At 61.8% G+C, this 18,232-nt stretch carries 14 protein-coding genes; 9 read left to right on the forward strand and 5 right to left on the reverse strand.

From position 1 onward, the window contains the following. Positions 1-8: 8 nt before the first annotated feature. Together O6X71_RS05000 and O6X71_RS05005 are read right to left on the reverse strand one after the other, a co-directional pair. Positions 9-983, reverse strand: a complete 975-nt coding sequence (locus O6X71_RS05000; RefSeq protein ID WP_353464742.1) for a FecR family protein — start codon at positions 981-983, stop codon at positions 9-11. Beyond that, positions 973-1,491 (reverse strand): RNA polymerase sigma factor, encoded by a 519-nt coding sequence (locus O6X71_RS05005; RefSeq protein WP_353464743.1) that lies wholly within the window; start codon positions 1,489-1,491, stop codon positions 973-975. Before O6X71_RS05005 ends, O6X71_RS05000 begins: the two co-directional genes overlap by 11 nt. Positions 1,492-2,070: 579 nt before the next feature. Between O6X71_RS05005 and O6X71_RS05010 the strand changes: the two genes are divergently transcribed. The 8 genes from O6X71_RS05010 (at position 2,071) to O6X71_RS05045 (ending at position 13,950) form a co-directional block, all read left to right on the forward strand. Continuing rightward, positions 2,071-2,955, forward strand: coding sequence for a MipA/OmpV family protein (locus O6X71_RS05010; protein ID WP_353464744.1), 885 nt, complete (start codon positions 2,071-2,073; stop codon positions 2,953-2,955). A 1-nt stretch (position 2,956) separates the two neighbouring features. Beyond that, complete coding sequence (locus tag O6X71_RS05015; RefSeq protein WP_353464745.1) at positions 2,957-3,454, forward strand: hypothetical protein; 498 nt, start codon at positions 2,957-2,959, stop codon at positions 3,452-3,454. 986 nt (positions 3,455-4,440) lie between these two features. Then, positions 4,441-7,428, forward strand: coding sequence for a TonB-dependent receptor (locus O6X71_RS05020; protein ID WP_353464746.1), 2,988 nt, complete (start codon positions 4,441-4,443; stop codon positions 7,426-7,428). A 171-nt stretch (positions 7,429-7,599) separates the two neighbouring features. Beyond that, positions 7,600-10,641 carry a sugar-binding domain-containing protein gene (locus tag O6X71_RS05025; protein WP_353464747.1) on the forward strand — a complete coding sequence of 1,014 codons (3,042 nt, stop codon included), beginning with the start codon at positions 7,600-7,602 and terminating at the stop codon, positions 10,639-10,641. A 910-nt stretch (positions 10,642-11,551) separates the two neighbouring features. After that, complete coding sequence (locus O6X71_RS05030) at positions 11,552-12,391, forward strand: hydroxypyruvate isomerase family protein (protein WP_353464748.1); 840 nt, start codon at positions 11,552-11,554, stop codon at positions 12,389-12,391. A 33-nt stretch (positions 12,392-12,424) separates the two neighbouring features. Beyond that, positions 12,425-12,547, forward strand: coding sequence for a hypothetical protein (locus tag O6X71_RS05035; RefSeq protein ID WP_353464749.1), 123 nt, complete (start codon positions 12,425-12,427; stop codon positions 12,545-12,547). Further along, positions 12,544-12,741 (forward strand): hypothetical protein, encoded by a 198-nt coding sequence (locus tag O6X71_RS05040; protein WP_353464750.1) that lies wholly within the window; start codon positions 12,544-12,546, stop codon positions 12,739-12,741. Before O6X71_RS05035 ends, O6X71_RS05040 begins: the two co-directional genes overlap by 4 nt. A 615-nt stretch (positions 12,742-13,356) precedes the next feature. After that, positions 13,357-13,950, forward strand: coding sequence for a hypothetical protein (locus tag O6X71_RS05045; RefSeq protein ID WP_353464751.1), 594 nt, complete (start codon positions 13,357-13,359; stop codon positions 13,948-13,950). Between the two features lie 612 nt (positions 13,951-14,562). Here O6X71_RS05045 and O6X71_RS05050 read toward each other — a convergent pair. Next, positions 14,563-15,579, reverse strand: coding sequence for an LLM class flavin-dependent oxidoreductase (locus O6X71_RS05050; protein WP_353464752.1), 1,017 nt, complete (start codon positions 15,577-15,579; stop codon positions 14,563-14,565). 216 nt (positions 15,580-15,795) lie between these two features. Beyond that, entirely contained in the window at positions 15,796-16,017 is a 222-nt protein-coding gene (locus tag O6X71_RS05055; protein WP_353464753.1) for a hypothetical protein, read from the reverse strand. 633 nt (positions 16,018-16,650) lie between these two features. Here O6X71_RS05055 and O6X71_RS05060 point away from each other — a divergent pair. Further along, complete coding sequence (locus O6X71_RS05060) at positions 16,651-17,106, forward strand: SRPBCC domain-containing protein (protein WP_353464754.1); 456 nt, start codon at positions 16,651-16,653, stop codon at positions 17,104-17,106. Positions 17,107-17,154: 48 nt separating this feature from the next. On the opposite strand, the gene O6X71_RS05065 is transcribed toward O6X71_RS05060, so the two are convergent. Then, positions 17,155-18,075 (reverse strand): LysR family transcriptional regulator, encoded by a 921-nt coding sequence (locus O6X71_RS05065; protein ID WP_353464755.1) that lies wholly within the window; start codon positions 18,073-18,075, stop codon positions 17,155-17,157. Positions 18,076-18,232 lie beyond the last annotated feature (157 nt).

Here is an 18,232-nt window from a genome sequence, read left to right on the forward strand (position 1 = left end):
ACGCCCATCTAGCGCGCAGCACCGTCACCGGGTTTCATGATCCAGCCCGCGGACCCACGCTGCACGGTGACGCCCAGAGCCGGCGCCAGTCGCTCGAGCTGACCGGGGCCCGAACCGTCGAGGCGAACTGCACCGGAAAACGGGCGGTTCGCGATGGCCGGCGCCATGTCGATGCGAACGCCGAGCGCCCGGGCGAGGTCGGCTGCCACGCTCGACAGCGGCGCCCCACCATACAGCAATTGCCCTTTTTGCCACCCGCCGACGGACGCGACCGGCGTAGCGATCACGCGCACCGTCTTCGAGGACGACGGATCGATCAATCCCTGGCCGGCATGGAGGGAAATTCCCCTGTCGCCGGGGTTATACACGACCTCGCCTTCGGCCACCGTGACCCGCACCCCGCCTGCATCGTTCACGACGTTGAAGACGGTTCCGACATCTTCCACCCGGTTGCGACCGACGTGAAGCGTAAACGGCGCGGCATCGTCATGGCGAACCCGGAACAAGGCCTCGCCCCCGACGAGCGAAGCGAACCGCGCATTCTTGCGATCGAACGTCATTCGCGTCGAGCCGTTGAGCGCCACCACAGTCGTCGCATCCAGTGCGATCGTCCGGCGCTCGCCAGGGCCGGTCGCGACCTCGTAGCGGCCCGACTCGAACTGCGGGGCGACGACGATCGCCGCGGCGACCGACGCGGCCAGTGCGCCGCCGGCGATCAGCCAGCCGCGTACCCTGCGGTCAGGCGCGGGCATGACGGCATCATCGTTGGCGGCAGTTCGTTCCGCAGGCGCGAACGACACCTCCGACAATAACGGCGCGATCGCGCCATCGATGCGTTCGATGGCGTCATATGCAGCAGCATGCCGCGGATCCTCGGCAAGCCAGTCGGCGAACGCTTCCCATGCGCGATCGTCGCCATCGCGAAGCCGAACATGCCATTCGATCGCGCGCGCGTCGTGGCCATGGGCTGTCTCAGTCTCCATGATGCCCTCTTTCATGCCTGAGACGCCGCGGCATCGAATGATCCTCATCCAGATGAAGCCTCGCAGCAGCGATCGCTTCGTACGCGCGCGTCAGATGCTTCTCGACCGCGCTGACACTGACGCCGATGTCCGCGGCGATCTGCCGTTGCGGTTCGCCCTCTACCCGGAAGCGTCGGAATATTGTCCGGGTTCGCTCCGGCAGTCCGTCCAGCACGTGCTGCAAGATCGCGACCTGCTGGTTGGCGATCAGCGACGTCTCGGCCGACGGCCGTTCGTCGAGTTCCCGGTCCTCGCCGGTATGCGCATCGACCCAGTCGCCCTCGCGCCGCACGCGTCGTCCCGCCGCGCGACGATGATCGAGAAAATGACTGTTGGCGGTCCGGTACAGATAGGCGCGAGGCTCCGTGACCGGACCGATCTTTGCAGCCGAAAGAGTAAGATACACTTCCTGGAGAATATCCTCCGCCTCGTCCGCGGCGGCGCCACGGGAGGCGAGAAATCGTAGCAATGCCGACCTCAATGGAACCAGCATTCCCAGAATTTCTCTATTCGGCATATGCCGTCAACATCCAATACCGAACGCAAGCAATAGCGTTATCGATTTTGTGAATGTCTATCAATGCGCCTCGACAGACTCAAAATCACATTTTCGCGAGCACGATTGAGTCGTTTCGGTGTTACGCAAGGCTAAACCAAAGTCAATGACCTGACATTGCTCGATAATATATTTGTGATGGGGAATATCGATATCGTCGGCGTCTCAGTCAGGAAAGGAGGCACCTGTGGTCCAGCGCAATAAAAAGCACCGATATCGCAGATCCCTACTCATCTACTCACGCACTATACCCGATGCGTAGCGACGTATTCGGCAAAGACGTCTCGATTAAGCCGGTGATCGTCGCCGTCTGAAGATTTCGTCGATCGGCAATCGAACGCCACGGCTTCGGTCGACGAAATCTGCATTTCAAACAACCGCTCCGAACTCGTCCGACAGCGCGCCTCCACCTCGGTCACGAACCGCGGGCCGTGCCTCCATGCCCGGCGGACACCGCTCTGAGCGCGCTCGGCAGCAGCCATAAGGTCTTATATGAAAATCTCCGTCTGGTGCCGTTCCGCCGTCCTCTGCGCTGCTGCAACGCTGGGGGCCACGGCTTCATCCGCGCAGGAGCGTCCGCCGCTTGATCCCGACGCGATCCGTGCCGTCGGCACACCAGATGAGCCGCGGGACGATTGGCAGATTCAGCTCGGCGTGGGCGGCTTTTACAGCCCCAACTTCGTCGGATCCAAGGATTATCAGTTCCAGGCAGGTCCCAATATCGCGGTGCGTTACAAGGACCGCTTCTTCATTTCGGTCCTCGATGGCGTCGGTTTCGATCTGATCAAGACCGACAGCTTCAGAGCGGGTCCGGTCGTCAAATTCCAGCAGCAGCGCCGGGAGAACGGCAAATCCACGTTCATGATCGCGGGCAAGCGGTCAACCGCACTCCTCGGTATGGGCGACGTCGACGCGACCATCGAGGCAGGTGGCTATATCCGCTATCAGTCGGGCCCGTTCTCGGCGAACGCGGAGGTGCGCAAAGGGCTCGGCGGCCATGACGGCGTCATCGCCGAATTCGGCCTGCGATACACGACCCCGTTTGCCGGCCTGAGCGTCGGTGATCGGCCGATCATCCTTTCGGTCGGCCCGGGCGCGACGGTCGTCGATAGCAATTACGAGGCGACGTATTTCAGCATCGATGCCGGACAGTCCTCACGTACCGGTCTTGCACGGTTCGATACCAAGGGCGGGTTGCAGTCCTACGGCGTCAACGCGGTCGTCGTCGTTCCCATCTCCCCCAAGCTCAGCGCGGCCCTGATCGGCGGGTTCGATCGATTGTCGGGAGACGCCGCCAAGTCTCCCCTCGTCCGCGAACGCGGATCGCGCAACCAGAAGACGCTCGGCCTGGGCCTGACCTATCGGTTCGGACTTTAGCATGTTGGCATCCCTCATGCTCCTGTCGTCGACATCCACGCCGTATCTGTCTCACGCAACGGCCAATGCCCTGCTGATCATCAATTCATTGCCTCGGCGTAGAAGCTCTGCCCAACACGATCGGCGATTCCCACCAGCGCTGACCAACCGCACCCTCTTTTTCTCCGCGGAGAATGCGAAAACGGAGATACAGCCGTTCAATGCCTTGGAATTGATAGTTGTTCATATCGGTCGGCAAGACCGGCACTCCTTCCGCAAACCGGATAGTAAGCTCGCGATTCTTTGCAAAACTTTTTTGGGGGTCGCACAGGCTACGCGCCTAGCTGACCCTCGGCTCGAAGCCCTACGGGTACTAGTGATCGCGCTCGGCCAGCACCATCCGCAGCCTGCAACCTTCAAGGCTGCGCTCGCCGCTGGCATCACAGGGCAACAGCTAGAATTTCTCATCGCCTGCGAACGTTTGCCAAGTTGGCCTCACGGGATTTTTTCTGAGCAGTAAATTGGATGCGTTCAGCTACATTGGCCAGACGCACCTCTTTAGCCGGACACTGGACATGATACTCATATCGTTCAGTAACAGTGATGACGAGCTTGACCCAAGTGGCAGAATGTGGCTGCGTGATGCTCCTACCGACATGGACGGGAAGCCCCGCATCGCGGTGACGCAGGCAGGCAAGCCTTCGCTCGATGAGTTATACAAGCTACGTGTGGACCACCGGCGGAGTTTTACCGCCGCCGCGCACCCCCGGACTTCGGAACCCAAGGCTACCGCCATTACATGCGCACCGGGCATGCGCTGACGTTGGACGTGTTGCTGAACTTCGGATCATGTTCGATCCCCGCTGAAGACGGTGATGGCTGGTACAGGCGATCACGACTGAATGGGGGTACTACAACGTGCTTAACGGCATGACGGCTCCCAAACGCAAAATGGCGCCTAACGCGGAGCAGTGTTGCGGATATTCAGCTTGTCAATAGCGACGTTGGCGCGTTCTAAATCGGACCAGCTGGCAACAGATCGGGGGTGAACGACGCCTCGGTGTCCACGGAAGCCGCAGACCCGGCCTAAGTTCGCTCTGTGATGGTAAAGATCGTTCAGTGACGTCAAGCGAGCGTGCCCCACATCATAGTGAGGACGTCTCTAACTAAATGGCCTGATAAGGCGCCGTGGTTGCGACCCTGTCCTCCGGCTTTATCGCACTGCATCATATCGTTCTGATCCACTACATCGCCCCGCTTCTGGAGGATGCCGACGCGCCGGGCGATGCTCCGCGCGTAATGCCGGGTGACCGGTGTGTCCGAGACGATCGATATCTAGGGCAGCTATGCCCGCGGCGCACGGCTCCCAGTTGCTCCACGTCACCATCCTCAGAACGCCAACCAAAATTTAAACGGACTCGCCGTCAGAGCTGTGCTATATGGTTTATCGTCTTACAATGTGGAAACATGCCAAAGAGCTGGTCCACACCAAAGGGGAGGTTGTCCATGCACCGTACACATCTCGCGGCCCGTATCCGTCTCAGCACGTCAATGATCGCGCTGCTCTCCGCCGGATGCGCAAGTGCTTCTGCAGCACAGCAGACGGCACCTGTCCTGCCCACCCCCACGACCGATACCACCGTCGCAGCAACAGCGCAGACGCCCCCTGAGTTGAACCAAACCGACGACATCATCGTCACCGGGTTCCGCGCGTCGCTCACCACCGCGATCAACCAGAAGCGCAACGAAACCGCCGCCATCGACAGCATCGTCGCGGAGGACATCGGCAAGTTCCCGGACTCGAACCTGGCCGAATCGATGCAGCGCATTCCCGGCGTCGCGCTTGCCCGCGGCGACGGTGGCGAAGGCCGCAACATCTCCGTTCGCGGGCTGGGCGCGGCGTTCACCCGCGTCCGCATCAACGGCATGGAAGGCACATCGCAGACCGGATCGTCCGACATCTATGGCGGTGGCAACAACGGCCGCAGTTTCGATTTCAACGTCTTCCCGACCGAGATCTTTTCGTCGCTCGCGGTTCGCAAGACGCCCTCCGCCGATGTCGAGGAAGGCTCGCTCGGCGCGACCGTCGACCTCTCCGCACCGAAGCCACTGGCCGGCAAGCAGGACTTCACGCTCAGCGCGACCGTCCGCGGCGTCTACAGCGAACTCGCCAAGAAGGTGAACCCTCGCGCCTCGTTGCTGATCGCGAAGAAATTCGACGACGGAAGGTTCGGCGTCCTCGGCTCGGTCGCCTATCAGGAACGCGACATCCGCGAAGTAGGCTATTCCGCGGTCGACATTCTGTCCGCCAATACCAACGGGCTGTTCTGTTCGCCGGTCGGCTTCGCGCCCGCCACGCCGGCGATCGGCAGCAAGGGTGCCGATGCCGCGAACTGCTATCCCGGCACGCCGCGTACCAGCACAGCGGGGGCGTTCAACACGGTGCTCGCCGCGCGCCGCCCCGACCTGCCCAACACTGCCGGCAGCGGCGCGTTCTTCCCGCGCATCCCGCGTTATCTGAATTCGGAGCAGAAGCAGAAGCGGCTCGGCGGCACGCTCAGCTTCCAGTTCCAGCCTGACGCGGCGACCGATATTTCGCTCGACCTGCTCTATTCGCGCTTCCACGTCGTGCGCCGGGACAATTACATCGAAGCGATTTCGTTCGCGCGCTCGGCCGCGAACAACGGCCAGCCGGTGATGTCGATCAAGGACGTCCAACTGACACCGCAAGGCGGCCTGATCTACGGCCTGTTCGACGGCGTCGACGTCCGCTCCGAAGGGCTGGTCGACGATTTCACGTCGACGTTCAAGCAAGCCAATCTCAACATCAAGCACGACTTCACCGACAGCTTCGGGATCACCGCGCTGTTCGGGCTCAACCAGGCCAAGGCGTTCGGCAAGCGGCGCTTCCAGTATTTCATGGATGCGATCGACACGCCCAATTTCTCGATCGACTACCGCGACGGCAAGGATACGCCGAAGCTCGGCTTCGGATTCGACGTGTCCGATCCGACCCGCTTCAACTACGGACCTGCGCTCGGCGATGGCACCGTGCGCGGCGGCTACAGCTTCCAGGCGCGTCCCTCGACCAACACCAACAACGGACTGACCGCGGAAACGAACCTGCATTGGAAGGTCGCCGACGTGCTGACGCTGAAGGCGGGCGGCCAATATCGCCGCAGCGATTTCACACTGCGCAACGTCATTCCGTACACCGCCGACACGCTCACCAAGGCGCTACCCGCCGGCACCACGCTCGCCGACATCACGCACCAGATCAGCGGCGTCGGCAATCTCTGGGGCAATGGCGCGCCGTCGAGCTGGGCATCGCTCGATCCTGACAAGTTGATCAGCACGTTCAACCTGGATGCGGTGCGCTATTGCGGCACCGAATGCGGCGCACAGTCCAGCCGCGTGCTGGAGGAAGTCTCGTCGGCCTATGCGATGGCGGCGTTCGATCTCGGCGATCGGCTCGGCGGCATCGGCGTTCGCGGCGATGCGGGCGTCCGCTTCGTCCACACCGACCAGCTGTCGTCGGGCTTCATCTCGGTCGCGCTCGCAGGCTCGCCGACAGGCGTGACCGGACGGTTCGCCACCGCGAACAAGCGCTACAGCGACTGGCTGCCCTCCGGTAATCTCGTGATCGAACCGATCGAGGACCTGCTGTTCCGCTTCTCGGGCGCGAAGGTGCTTGCCCGACCGGAACTCGGCGTGCTGACTCCCACCAGCGGCGTCAACGCGATTACGCGCAACGGCAGCGTCCAGAACCCGCAACTCGATCCGATCCGCGCCAACACCTTCGATGCGGCGATCGAATGGTATTTCCGCCCGGGCGCGTTGTTGTCCGCTGCGTTCTTCTACAAGGATCTCAAATCCTACGTGCAGAGCGTCAACACGCTTATCCCGTTCAGCGATCTCGGCCTGCCGAACGAACTTCTCGCAGGCAGCAACACGTTGCCGAGCGAACAGTTCACGATCGCGCAGCCGCTCAACACGCCGGGTGGGCCGTTGAAGGGCGTCGAGGTCAACGCGCAGGTGCCGTTCACCTTCCTGCCGGGGTTCCTCAGGAACTTCGGCGCGCTGGCGAACTACACGCACGTCACCTCGCGGATCGACTATATCCTCGCCAGCGTGAACGGCGTGCCGACCGTCACGACCACCGCGAACCTGATCGGCCTGTCGAAGAACACCGCATCCGGCACGCTATATTACGAGGACAGCAAGTTCAGCATCCGGGGCACCGCCAATTACCGCGACGGCTTCATTCGCGGCATCCCCGCCTCCCCGGGCAGCGATCTCCAGGGCAACGACAGCACGTTGTTCGTTGACGCGTCCGCGTCGTTTGCGGTGACGGACACCGTGAAGCTCATCCTCGAGGGGACCAACCTGACCGACGAGCAGAACCGGCTTTATACCGACAGCGTCCGCCAGGACACGCTGTTCCAGACCCGGATCGGTCGCACGGTGACGTTCGGCGTCAACTTCAAGCTGTAAGGCCATTTCATCTGTCGGGGCATTTGCGATGCCCGAGGCTTCTGACGGTACGATCTAGAGGCAAGCGCCCCACCCGCCTTCGAAAGCCATACTTACCCGGAAGACCAGACAGACGTTCACGTCTGCAGATCAGCCATACGAGTGGGCCTACAACATAATCAAAGGATGATCATGCGCGCGCAATTCCTCGTGGCCACCGCCGCTGCTGCTCTTGCCAGTTCCGCCGCATATGCGCACGACGCGTCGAGCGTCGTCGCCTCGGCGCGCAGCACCTACAATCTCAACCCTGACTGGAAAATGACGGCGGGCGATCAACTTGACGCGCAGCAGCCCGGCTTCGACGATCGCCGCTGGACCAAGGTCACCTTGCCCAACGCGTTCAACGAAACCGAGGCGTTCGCGCGCGATATTAAGAAATTGTCGACGGGCATTACTTGGTACCGCAAGCGCTTCACCGCCCCGTCAGACGCGATGGCAAACAAGGCCTTCCTCGAATTCGAGGGCGTGCGCCAAGCGGCCGAAGTGTGGGTCAACGGCCAGTCGGTCGTACTCTCCGAGAGCGGCGCGATGGCGTTCGGCGCCGACATCTCCAAGGCGCTCAAGTCCGGCGAGAACGTCATCGCCGTGCGCGTCGACAACGACTGGCGCTACAAGGAGCGTGCGACGGGGAGCGGCTTCCAGTGGAACGACCGCAACTTCAACGTCAACTATGGCGGCATCACGCGCAACGTCCGGTTGCACCTGACGCCGCGGACCTACCAGACGCTGCCGCTGTTCGCGAACCTGGGGACTACCGGGCAATATGTCTGGGCGGACGGCTTCGACATCCCGGGCCATGCGGCGATGATCCATGCCGAGACGCAGGTGCGCAACGAGGAAACGAGCCCACGCACGCTGTCCTACCGCGCCGAGGTGCGCGACCGCGACGGCAAGCTGATCGGGACGTTCGACGGCGGCAGCTTCACGCTGGCACCGGGCGAAACGCGCGTGCTGTCCGCGCAGGGACGCCTTGCCGATCTGCATTTCTGGAGTTGGGGCTACGGCTATCTCTACCGTGTGACCACGAGCCTGGTCGAGAACGGCAAGGTCGCCGACGCAGTCGACACGCTGACCGGGTTCCGGTCGACGCATTTCGGCGACGGCATGATCCAGCTTAACGGGCGAACCATGCAGGTGCACGGCTATGCGCAGCGCACGTCGAACGAATGGCCCGCGGTCGGCGTCTCGATTCCGCCCTGGATCAGCGATTTCTCCAACGCGCTAATGGTCGAGAGCGGCGGCAACATGGTGCGCTGGATGCATATCACGCCGTCGAAACAGGACATCGAGTCCGCCGACCGCGTAGGGTTGCCGCAAGCGATGCCCGCGGGCGATTCCGAGCACGACGTCGAGGGCCGACGCTGGGACCAGCGCAAGGAACAGCTGCGCAGCGCGATTGTCTACAACCGCAACAATCCGTCGATCCTGTTCTACGAAAGCGGCAACGAAAGCATCAGCGAACCACACATGGCTGAGATGAAGGCCATTCGCGACCAGTACGACCCCAAGGGCGGTCGCGCGATCGGCTCGCGCGAGATGCTCGATAGCAAAGTCGCCGAATATGGCGGCGAGATGCTCTACATCAACAAGAGCGCACACATCCCGATGTGGGCGATGGAATATAGCCGCGACGAGGCCGCGCGGGCTTACCAGGATGCGCAGACGCCACCCTTCCACCCCGACTCCCCCGATTATAACCGCAACCAGGACAGTCAAGCCGCCGAGGATGTCCGGCGCTGGTGGGACTATTACCGCATCCGTCCGGGCACCGGTCGGCGCGTGAGTTCGGGTGGCGTCAACATCATCTGGTCGGACAGCAACACGCATTATCGCGGCGAGAACAATTATCGCCGGTCGGGCGAGGTCGACGCGGTACGCATCCCCAAGGAAGGCTTCTACGCGCACAAGGTGATGTGGAACGGCTGGGTCGACGTCGAACGCCCCGCAACGCATATCGTCGGCCACTGGAATTACGCGCCGGGCACGACGAAGGACGTTACCGCCGTCTCCACTGGCGACAAGGTAGAATTGTTCCTCAACGGTCGCACGCTGGGCCAGGGCAAGCGTTCGACCGGCTTCCTGTTCACTTGGCCGGGCGTCCACTGGCAACCGGGAACGCTGCGCGCGGTCGCAACAAACGTCGACGGTCGCACGTCCGAAAACGTCGTCGAGACAGTCGGCGCGCCGGTCGCGCTACGTCTCACGCCGCATACCGGTCCGCGCGGCTTCGTGATGGACGGCGCCGACATCGCGCTGGTAGATGTCGAGGTCGTGGATGCCAAGGGCCGGCGCGTGCCTACCGCCAACGACAAGGTCGCCTTCACGCTTGCCGGTCCCGCCGAATGGCGCGGCGGCATCGCGCAGGGCGACAGCTCGGGCAAACCGCGCGCCACAATCGCCAAGCAGGAAGACGCCGTTCCAGGCACGACGCCGACTGCAGGCACCGCGCGCGACGAGGACAATTATATCCTGTCGAAAACGCTGCCGGTCGAAGGCGGCATCAACCGTGTGCTGCTGCGCGCCGGCGCCCAAAAGGGGACCGTCACGGTGACCGCCACCGCGCCAGGCCTGAAACCAGCAACGCTGGTCGTGCCGACCGTGGCTGCCGCAAAGGTCGTGGGCGGCCTGTCGCGCGCATTCGCCGAAGATGCCCAGCCCGGTCTGCTCACGCGGGGGCCGACGCCCGGAACGCCATCATACCGCGTCAGCCGTAGGACGTTCATCCCGTCACGCATCATAGCCGGCTCACGCCAGGCGGATGCGGGCAAGTCGATTGACGACAACGAACTCACGCATTGGGTCAGCGATGGCACCCCCGCTGCCGCGTGGATCGAGTATCGCTTCGACAAACCCGTCACGCTCAGCGAAATCGAACTGAAGCTCGTCGGCTGGCGCTCGCGCGCCTATCCGCTTCGTATCACGCTGGACGGCAAGGAGGTGTGGACGGGGGAGACCGACCGCCAACTCGGCTATGCGAACGTCGCCTTCGCGCCTGTAACCGGTAGCATCCTGCGCCTCACCCAGATCGCTCCGACACAGGACCGTGACGCGTTCGGCAAGATCGTCGAGCTCGGCACTGCCAAACAATCAGGCGACACGGGCGCGGAAGCGGTGGCACCGGGCTGGCGGCTAGGGATCGTCGAGACGGACTTCCACGGCCCCGTCTCGCGATAATTCAGGTAATCGCGCTGCTCGCGGACTGATCCTAAATGTTGGACCGCAGTGCGATCCTCTACGTCTGACGCTAACTGATGTTCCTGCTCACGCTATCGCTCGCCACGATGTCTGACAACGGTACTGCCTGTTCACCCGGCCCCATAAGCGATCCGATGATCCAAAGCGCAATTAGGATGATGACAGCTATCAAGTAACCCTTTCCCGCCGTTGAATGCTGTCAGAGCAACGCGTGGGTCGATGCCGCGGGGTTCCGAGTCAGCGTAACAGACATTCATCGCGGGATCCGCTCATGAAAAGCGCTCCAGCACCATTCAAACCGACAGCGTGTTGTGATCGCACTAGCTGGACTCGGGCTTGCAGAGCTCATTTTCGATTGCACCCCGCTATTCACTGAGCTCGCTCCCGACTGCAATCCGGCTTGATCAATCACCGTTGCGATCTCAACCGATCACGCATACTCCGACTTGAGCAGTAATCGATCAAGCGTCGTCTGCACGCGCTTGAGAGCTATTCGATACCCCCTATGAATGATCGCGTGCCTCGCGTTCGTCCGACATACGGGGATCTCACCTAGCAGCGCATGCCACTTAGCCTAGTTGGCCAGTATGCCCGTCAGCGTCAGGCGAAGTTTATCTCGACGTCCGCGTGGGTATTCTTCGGACATCGCCGTAGCTCCATCATGTTTATAACGTCGGCATCTCCCAAGATTCTTGGACAGCCAGAGTCGCCTTGGGTGAAATACGCACAAATCCTTCATTTATTCAGGTCTTAATTGTATGAGCGCCGTAATGGGCGGGAGTGCCGCCCGTTACTTTTTCGTCCGATGGATAGGCGGATCCGGTCGCGGCGAACGGCTTCAAGTAGCAATACACCTTGCCGCCACTCCCTTCTCGATTACTGTGCAGGCATGATTACACGACGCAACGTCATCGCTTCTTCTTTCGCCATGTGTGCGACCTCCGGGACGGCTGCGACGCCTGCGCGTCGCGGCCGCCTGAAGCAGTCCGTGAGCCGTTGGTGTTACCAGAATATTCCGCTTGATCTGCTGTGTGCTACGGCAGCGCATATCGGGCTGGAAGGCATCGACCTGTTGCAGCCAGCCGATTACGAAGTGCCGCGCCGCCATGGATTGCGCTGCACGATGGGCTACGCTGCCGATATCATGACGATCCCCAATGGTTTGAACCGACGTGAAAATCACGCGGCGATCGAACGGGCATTCCGCATCGGTATCCCACAAGCCGCGAAGGCCGGCGTGCCTAACGTGATTGCCTTCTCAGGCAATCGTCGCGGCATGTCGGACGCGGAGGGCGCCGACAACGCCGTTGCGGGCCTCAACCGCGTCAAGAAGATCGCCGAGGATTATGATGTGACGATTTGCGTCGAGCTGCTAAATAGCAAGGTCGACCACCCCGACTATATGGCTGACCATACCGCTTGGGGAGTGCGTGTCGCCAAGGAGGTCGGTTCGTCACACGTCAAGCTGTTGTACGATATCTACCATATGCAGATCATGGAAGGCGACCTGATCGATACGATCCGGCAGAATATTCAGTGGATCGGCCATTTCCATACTGGCGGGGTTCCTGGACGCCATAACCTCGACGACACACAGGAGGTGAATTGGCATGCGGTTGCGCGCAGCATTGCCGATCTCGACTTCCAAGGCTTTTTCGCGCACGAATTCGTACCTGTTGGTGATCCATTGGCAGCCCTTGCGGAGGCGGTCCGGACCTGCACGGTGTGACCCACTTCCAGACCTTAGTTCAGGCTGCCATTCATGGGCGTCTGGGGCATGGCGGAATGCAACTTCGCCGGCCGCAGCCTGCCGATGCGTGATATCGACGCGCGCTACGTCAATCCCGATCAGCGATCGACGGTTATGCCGGCCAAGGCGCCGTGACCAATCTGGTCGCCGCGCGTCGCAGCTATTACCGCTGGTTCCCGTCGGGGAATCTGGTGATGAACGCCACGCTGCTGGCCCGCTTCGCCACCGCCAAAACGCTGACGGGTGCAGATATTTCGGTGATCGCGCCGGACGGGAGCCTCAGTATTTCAGGTGACAACCGCACATTCAGCAGCGGTAACCCCGATTAGCAGCCGACGGAATCGGCCAGAACCGGACGTTTGCTTGGTAGGAGTTGAACGGCTAGCTCTGGCCGACTTCCGCCGTAGCCGTCGCGATGGCCAAAGATCTACAAGCGGCCATCGGGCCGCGGTTCCGAGCTCACGAATTTCGAACGTTCTTTCACGTCCGCAGTCGATCTCGACCAGGCGTTATTCACGCTGCAAGCAACGACTTTTGCCAGTTTAAACCAGGCAGCTTTACGCTGTTGCATGCAATTTGCGCTGGCTCAGGCTGGCGGCCATCGCCTCAGCCATCAACATTAATGCCATTCGCGCCACATAAAGGCAGCAGTGCCGTCTATTCGGCGCCAGCCCTGCCTGAGCCCGCCGGCCCCATCATGGCTGCTCCCCACTGCCCCACAGACCCATCGACTGTCGGCGAATGTCGATCGGCTGGCCGATCTCGCCTGAAGGCAGGCGCGGAACGCCGCCGGAACGGGCTGGTACACAGTCAAAGTACAAGAGCGGTACCAGACGCCATAGTTGGTACTTTCTCCTTAGGCGTTATCATGGCTAACATAAGACAGACGAGATAGACGACAGCATGCGGGCCGCTCACCTGCGCCTGACGACAGGTGAGCGGGAGTGCTTGAAGCGTTGCTTAAATCATCAGACGGCCAAGGAAATGGCGCTGGATCTGGGCGTTCTCCTCAAGCTGTCGAAAAGCGTCTCAAGATGGCGCGTGCCAAGCTGGGCATGTCGTCTTCGCTTGAGGTGGCAAAGCTCGTGGCAACAGCCGACGAGTCCAACCTCTTGGTACCCCAAGCGTCCGCACTTTCCGGAACCAACGCGATCGTTGAGGAGGTTCCCGCCGCCATTCCGCACCCGTCGATCACGCGGGGTGAGCGGCGCCCCTCCACCTACGTGATTTCAGAAACAATCCTTATGATCTCATTCGCGGCAGCCGCCCTCATCGTCTGGCTCCAGGCCTCTGCCACTATCGGCCAACAGCCCTTTCAGCGCGCAGCTGCCGATACGGCGCAGGCAACATCAGCTACCACAGCGCCAATACCCGGTACCGAGGCTGTGCTACGGCAGCTTGTCGCCGGTCTCGCGAGCGGCTCACCGGATTACGGAAAACTTTCGCCGGTATTCGCTGAGGTCGTCCACCGCGATCTTCCCATGACACACCCCATGTTCAAGGCCCTCGGCGAGCTTAAATCCGTGACGTTTCGCTGACGTGGCGTGAAGAACGATGACATCTATAACCTAGTCTTCACCAACGGCGAGCAGCCATTTTTCCAGTGCAGCGAGGACCCACAAACGGACATTCAGGTGCCCTTCCCTGCTCCTAACTTTGGCCATTCGTTCATGGGACTGGACGGTAGCTCTCGGCGGCCGATCCGTTGTTTGGACGGCTTGAAAGATGAGGTTAGCGGAAAGTCAACTTTGACGCGCGTTGTTCCCGGATGGCAACCCAGACCAGCAACACCGCAAAATAACGGTTGCCCTCAAAGCAAGACAGCCGACAGCATACTGTTAGATGCTGTTAATACAGTGAATATGAGTAGCCCGATCAGTACCGGCAAGCCGGTCATAACGAAGAATTCTGTGACGCGGCTCCGCTTCCGCTCATGGTACATTAACGCCGAGTGTCCGCAAGTGGGCAAGAATGTACCATGCTCATGCATTCGGTCAGAACAAAAGGTCGCCACTCATATCTATGTCGTTAAATCCTGAAACTGGACACTCATCCTTAATCCGTTTTCAACTCATCGCTGACGTTCAAACTGCCCTCTGATATTTACTCTTAAATATGCAACCAGGCGAAGCGCGGTGACACCCGCCGTCTCAACGCCACCCAAGCGCTGGCGCGACGTGGGTTAGGACGGACTCGAGCACGTGCGCGTTGTAGTCGACGCCTAGTTGGTTCGGCACCGTCAGCAATACAGTGTCGGCTTCGGCAATGCCCTCGTCGGTGCGGAGCTGCTCGATCAGTTGATCTGGCTCAGCCGCATAGGACCGGCCGAACACGGCGCGCATGTTGTCGATCACGCCGATCTGGTCGCTGCTTTCACCACGCCCGAAATAGGCACGATCGCGATCGTTCATCAGCGCGAAAATCGAGCGCGATACCGACACGCGCGGCTGCCAATCATGCCCCGCATCCTTCCAGGCCTGGCGATAGAGCCGGATCTGCTTGGCTTGCTGGACGTGCAGCGGTTCGCCGCTTTCGTCCGCCTTCAGCGTCGAGCTTTGCAGGTTCATGCCGTTTTGCGCGGCCCAGACCGCAGTGGCGTTCGACGATGAGCCCCACCAGATGCGCCGCCGCAGGCCTGGCGCATGCGGTTCGAGGCGCAACAACCCTGGTGGATTGGGGAACATCGGGTTCGGGCTAGGCTGCGCGAACCCCTCGCCCTCCAGTAGATCGAGCAACACCTCGGCATGCCGACGGCCCATATCGGCGTCCGTCTCGCCCTCGGCGGGTGCGTAGCCGAAGTGGCGCCACCCTTCGACCACCTGCTCGGGCGAACCGCGGCTGATCCCTAGCTGCAAGCGGCCACCGCTTATCAGGTCGGCCGATCCCGCGTCCTCAGCCATGTAGAACGGGTTCTCGTAGCGCATGTCGATTACGCCGGTCCCTATCTCGATCCGACTGGTTCTGGCGCCGACCGCGGCCAGCAACGGGAATGGCGATGCGAGTTGCTGGGCGAAGTGGTGAACGCGGAAGTACGCGCCGTCGGCGCCCAATTCCTCGGCGGCGATGGCAAGATCGATCGACTGCAGCAACACGTCCGAGGCGGACCGCGTCGCGGATTGGGAAGATGATGACCAATGACCGAACGAAAGGAACCCGATCTTCTTCATGGCGCAATCCTGATGTTCATCGCCGTCAAGGCTGTCGCGGCGAGATGACTTCGTATCGTCTAGATAGGGTGTCGATGACGCCGCGTCGCGGCAACGGCGAGAAACGGAGCTATTCTGGTTTGGCGGCGACGAGCGACCACGCTGCGTGACCATCCCCGCTCATTTGCCGTACGCGGGGTCCATCACGGCAGACACACCTGCGCCGCCATCGGCAGGTTACCGCGAGCCGTGCAAGGCCAGACCCGCCGCCCGCATCGAACAGAGACGATCGGGCGAGGACATCGACAAGCTGTTCCAAGCGAACGCGGAACGGGATGCCGCGCCATCGGACCAGATATGCTGCGCGACGATCATCATCTCCTCATGCGTGGGCGCCCTGCCCTCGCCCATGCAATCGATCACGGCATCCACGAACAAGGGACTGGTCGATCGCGACATGCTGAGGCACCTCAATGGGACTGAGACCCGATGTAGGCCTCGCGGGCTTCACCAACATGGCCGGCTGCCCGATACGCGGCAGACGGACCATTGCGCGAGCCAGACGGCGCGACCGCTGTATCTCCCCAAGCCGCATCGGCGTATGCTGTGACATCGCCATCACCCTTGCCGCGAGCACGGTGACGATAGAGAGCTGGAGTCAGCTTCCGCCCGCAGTGCCGAGTGCCTGCCATGCCTTACGTTCAAGATTACGACATCGCCTACAGCAAGAAGCGCGAACAAGCCGAGCGGCAGGCGTCGGCCTTAGCGAACGACAGGAGCGCCAAAGCCGTCCATCGATCCTTGGCAATACTCTATGGCGATCGCGTTATCTCTGCCCGGCGCGCGATAAATGCGAGCGGTTTAAAGTCATAGCGTAATCGTTGGGCCACGCGCGCACTCGACGCCGACATCGCCGAGGCCTTGTGGATTACGGTGTTGCCGACGTCGATGTAACGACCCTCGCGCTTTACCGCAGGTAGCGCGGCAGGGCAACTTCGTCGTCGCCAACGCTGCCGGCGACTCGCAAGACGCTCGCGAAGGCGTGTAGCACCTCAAGCGCTACGTCATCCTACTGTGCCGAGGAGACAAACAATGAGCGATATCCGGGAACTCAGCGTCGAGCGACGCATCGTCGCCCCCGTGGAGACGGTCTGGCGGACTATGACGAACCGCTTCGAAGAGTGGTTCTGTCCGCGACCTTGGCGCGCAGAAGCACGCGATATCGAGTGGCGCCCAGGCGGTCGCAGTCTGGTGGTTATGCATGGACCCAATGGCGAGGAGATTCCCAACGAGGGCCTGATCCTCGAATATGAGCCGAACCGTCGCTTCGTGTTCACCGACGCCTTCACGGCCGGCTGGAAGCCCAGCGGGCCGTTCATGGTCGGCCTGTTCGAGATCGCGCCGGACGGCGGCGACACCCTCTTCACCGCCACGGCGCGCCACTGGACCGACGAGGCGTTGGAGCAGCATCGCTCGATGGGCTTTGAAGGCGGCTGGGGCGCGATGGCTGATCAACTCAAGACGCTCGCCGAAGGAGGCACGTTGTAACCGCCACCTCTATGGAGTTGCCTTCGCCGACCTGAGGACCGTCGGGCATCATTCGCCTGATACGGACATTCCCGCGAGAAGCGGAGCGTATGCGGCTAGCCTGCCGGAAACGTGCTCCGTGAACAGCTGCACGCGCTTCGTCTTGCGGGTCTCCCCCTGCGTGAGAATCCAAAGCGTTCCGTACAGGTGAAGGTCGGTGCCCGGAACTCTCGCGAGCAAAGGATCGGCATCGCCGACGAAGCATGGCAGCGTCGTGATGCCGAGCCCTTGCCGGACGGCGGCGATCTCCGCGCCTGCGTCGGTGACCCTGAAGGGAACCGCGGTGGTATGGACATCGCCTTCGCTCGCCCAATCCGGAATGCCGTGCGTGCTGATGACGATCCAGCGGAGGGTATCGGACGCGCCCGCGCGCTTGGTATCGGACGCGCCCGCCCGCCATGCAGCCAGCCGATCACGGGCTATGTAGACGCCGCCGAACAGCTCCGGACCCTTCAATCCGTGTAGATTGAGCGGCAGGGTCTTGCGGTCGTAGACGACGCGGATCGCGACGTCGGCCTCCCGGTTGGTCAAATTTGCGAGATCGCCGGAGGACTGGATTTCCATTTCGATGTCCGGATGCCGGCGCGCGAAATCGGCGAAATCCGGCAGCAGAAGGTGCGTTGCGAGGATCGGGGTCAGCGTCACTCGCAGGAGCCCGCGCACGCTCTGGTCGCGTCCGAAGACCCTCGTCTCCAACTGGTGCGACGAGGATTCCATTTGCAGCGCGAATTCGAGAACCTCCTCGCCCGCCGTCGTCAGGCGGTAGCCCGAGGGCAGCTTTTCGAACATCTGTGCGCCGAGCCGCTGTTCGAGATGCGCGATACGTCGCAGCACGGTCGCGTGGTTCACCGCGAGACGCTTGGCGGCAGCGCGCACAGACCCCTCGCGCGCGGCGGCCAGAAAGTAGCGAACGTCGTCCCAATCGATCATGGTGCATTCCCGCGCCGCAAGCTGCACGCTCCTCATAGCACGAGGCGCCGAGATCTGCGCACGACGCGTTCGGTGGATCGTTTCCGCACCACCGATGTGCGGAATTCCCCAATCCCTGCCTGACTTTGCCGAGCCCATGTTGAGGCTCGCGGGGGGG

Origin of the sequence: Sphingomonas faeni, assembly GCF_040407505.1 — a bacterium.
In the GTDB taxonomy this organism is placed as follows: Bacteria; Pseudomonadota; Alphaproteobacteria; order Sphingomonadales; family Sphingomonadaceae; genus Sphingomonas; species Sphingomonas faeni_E.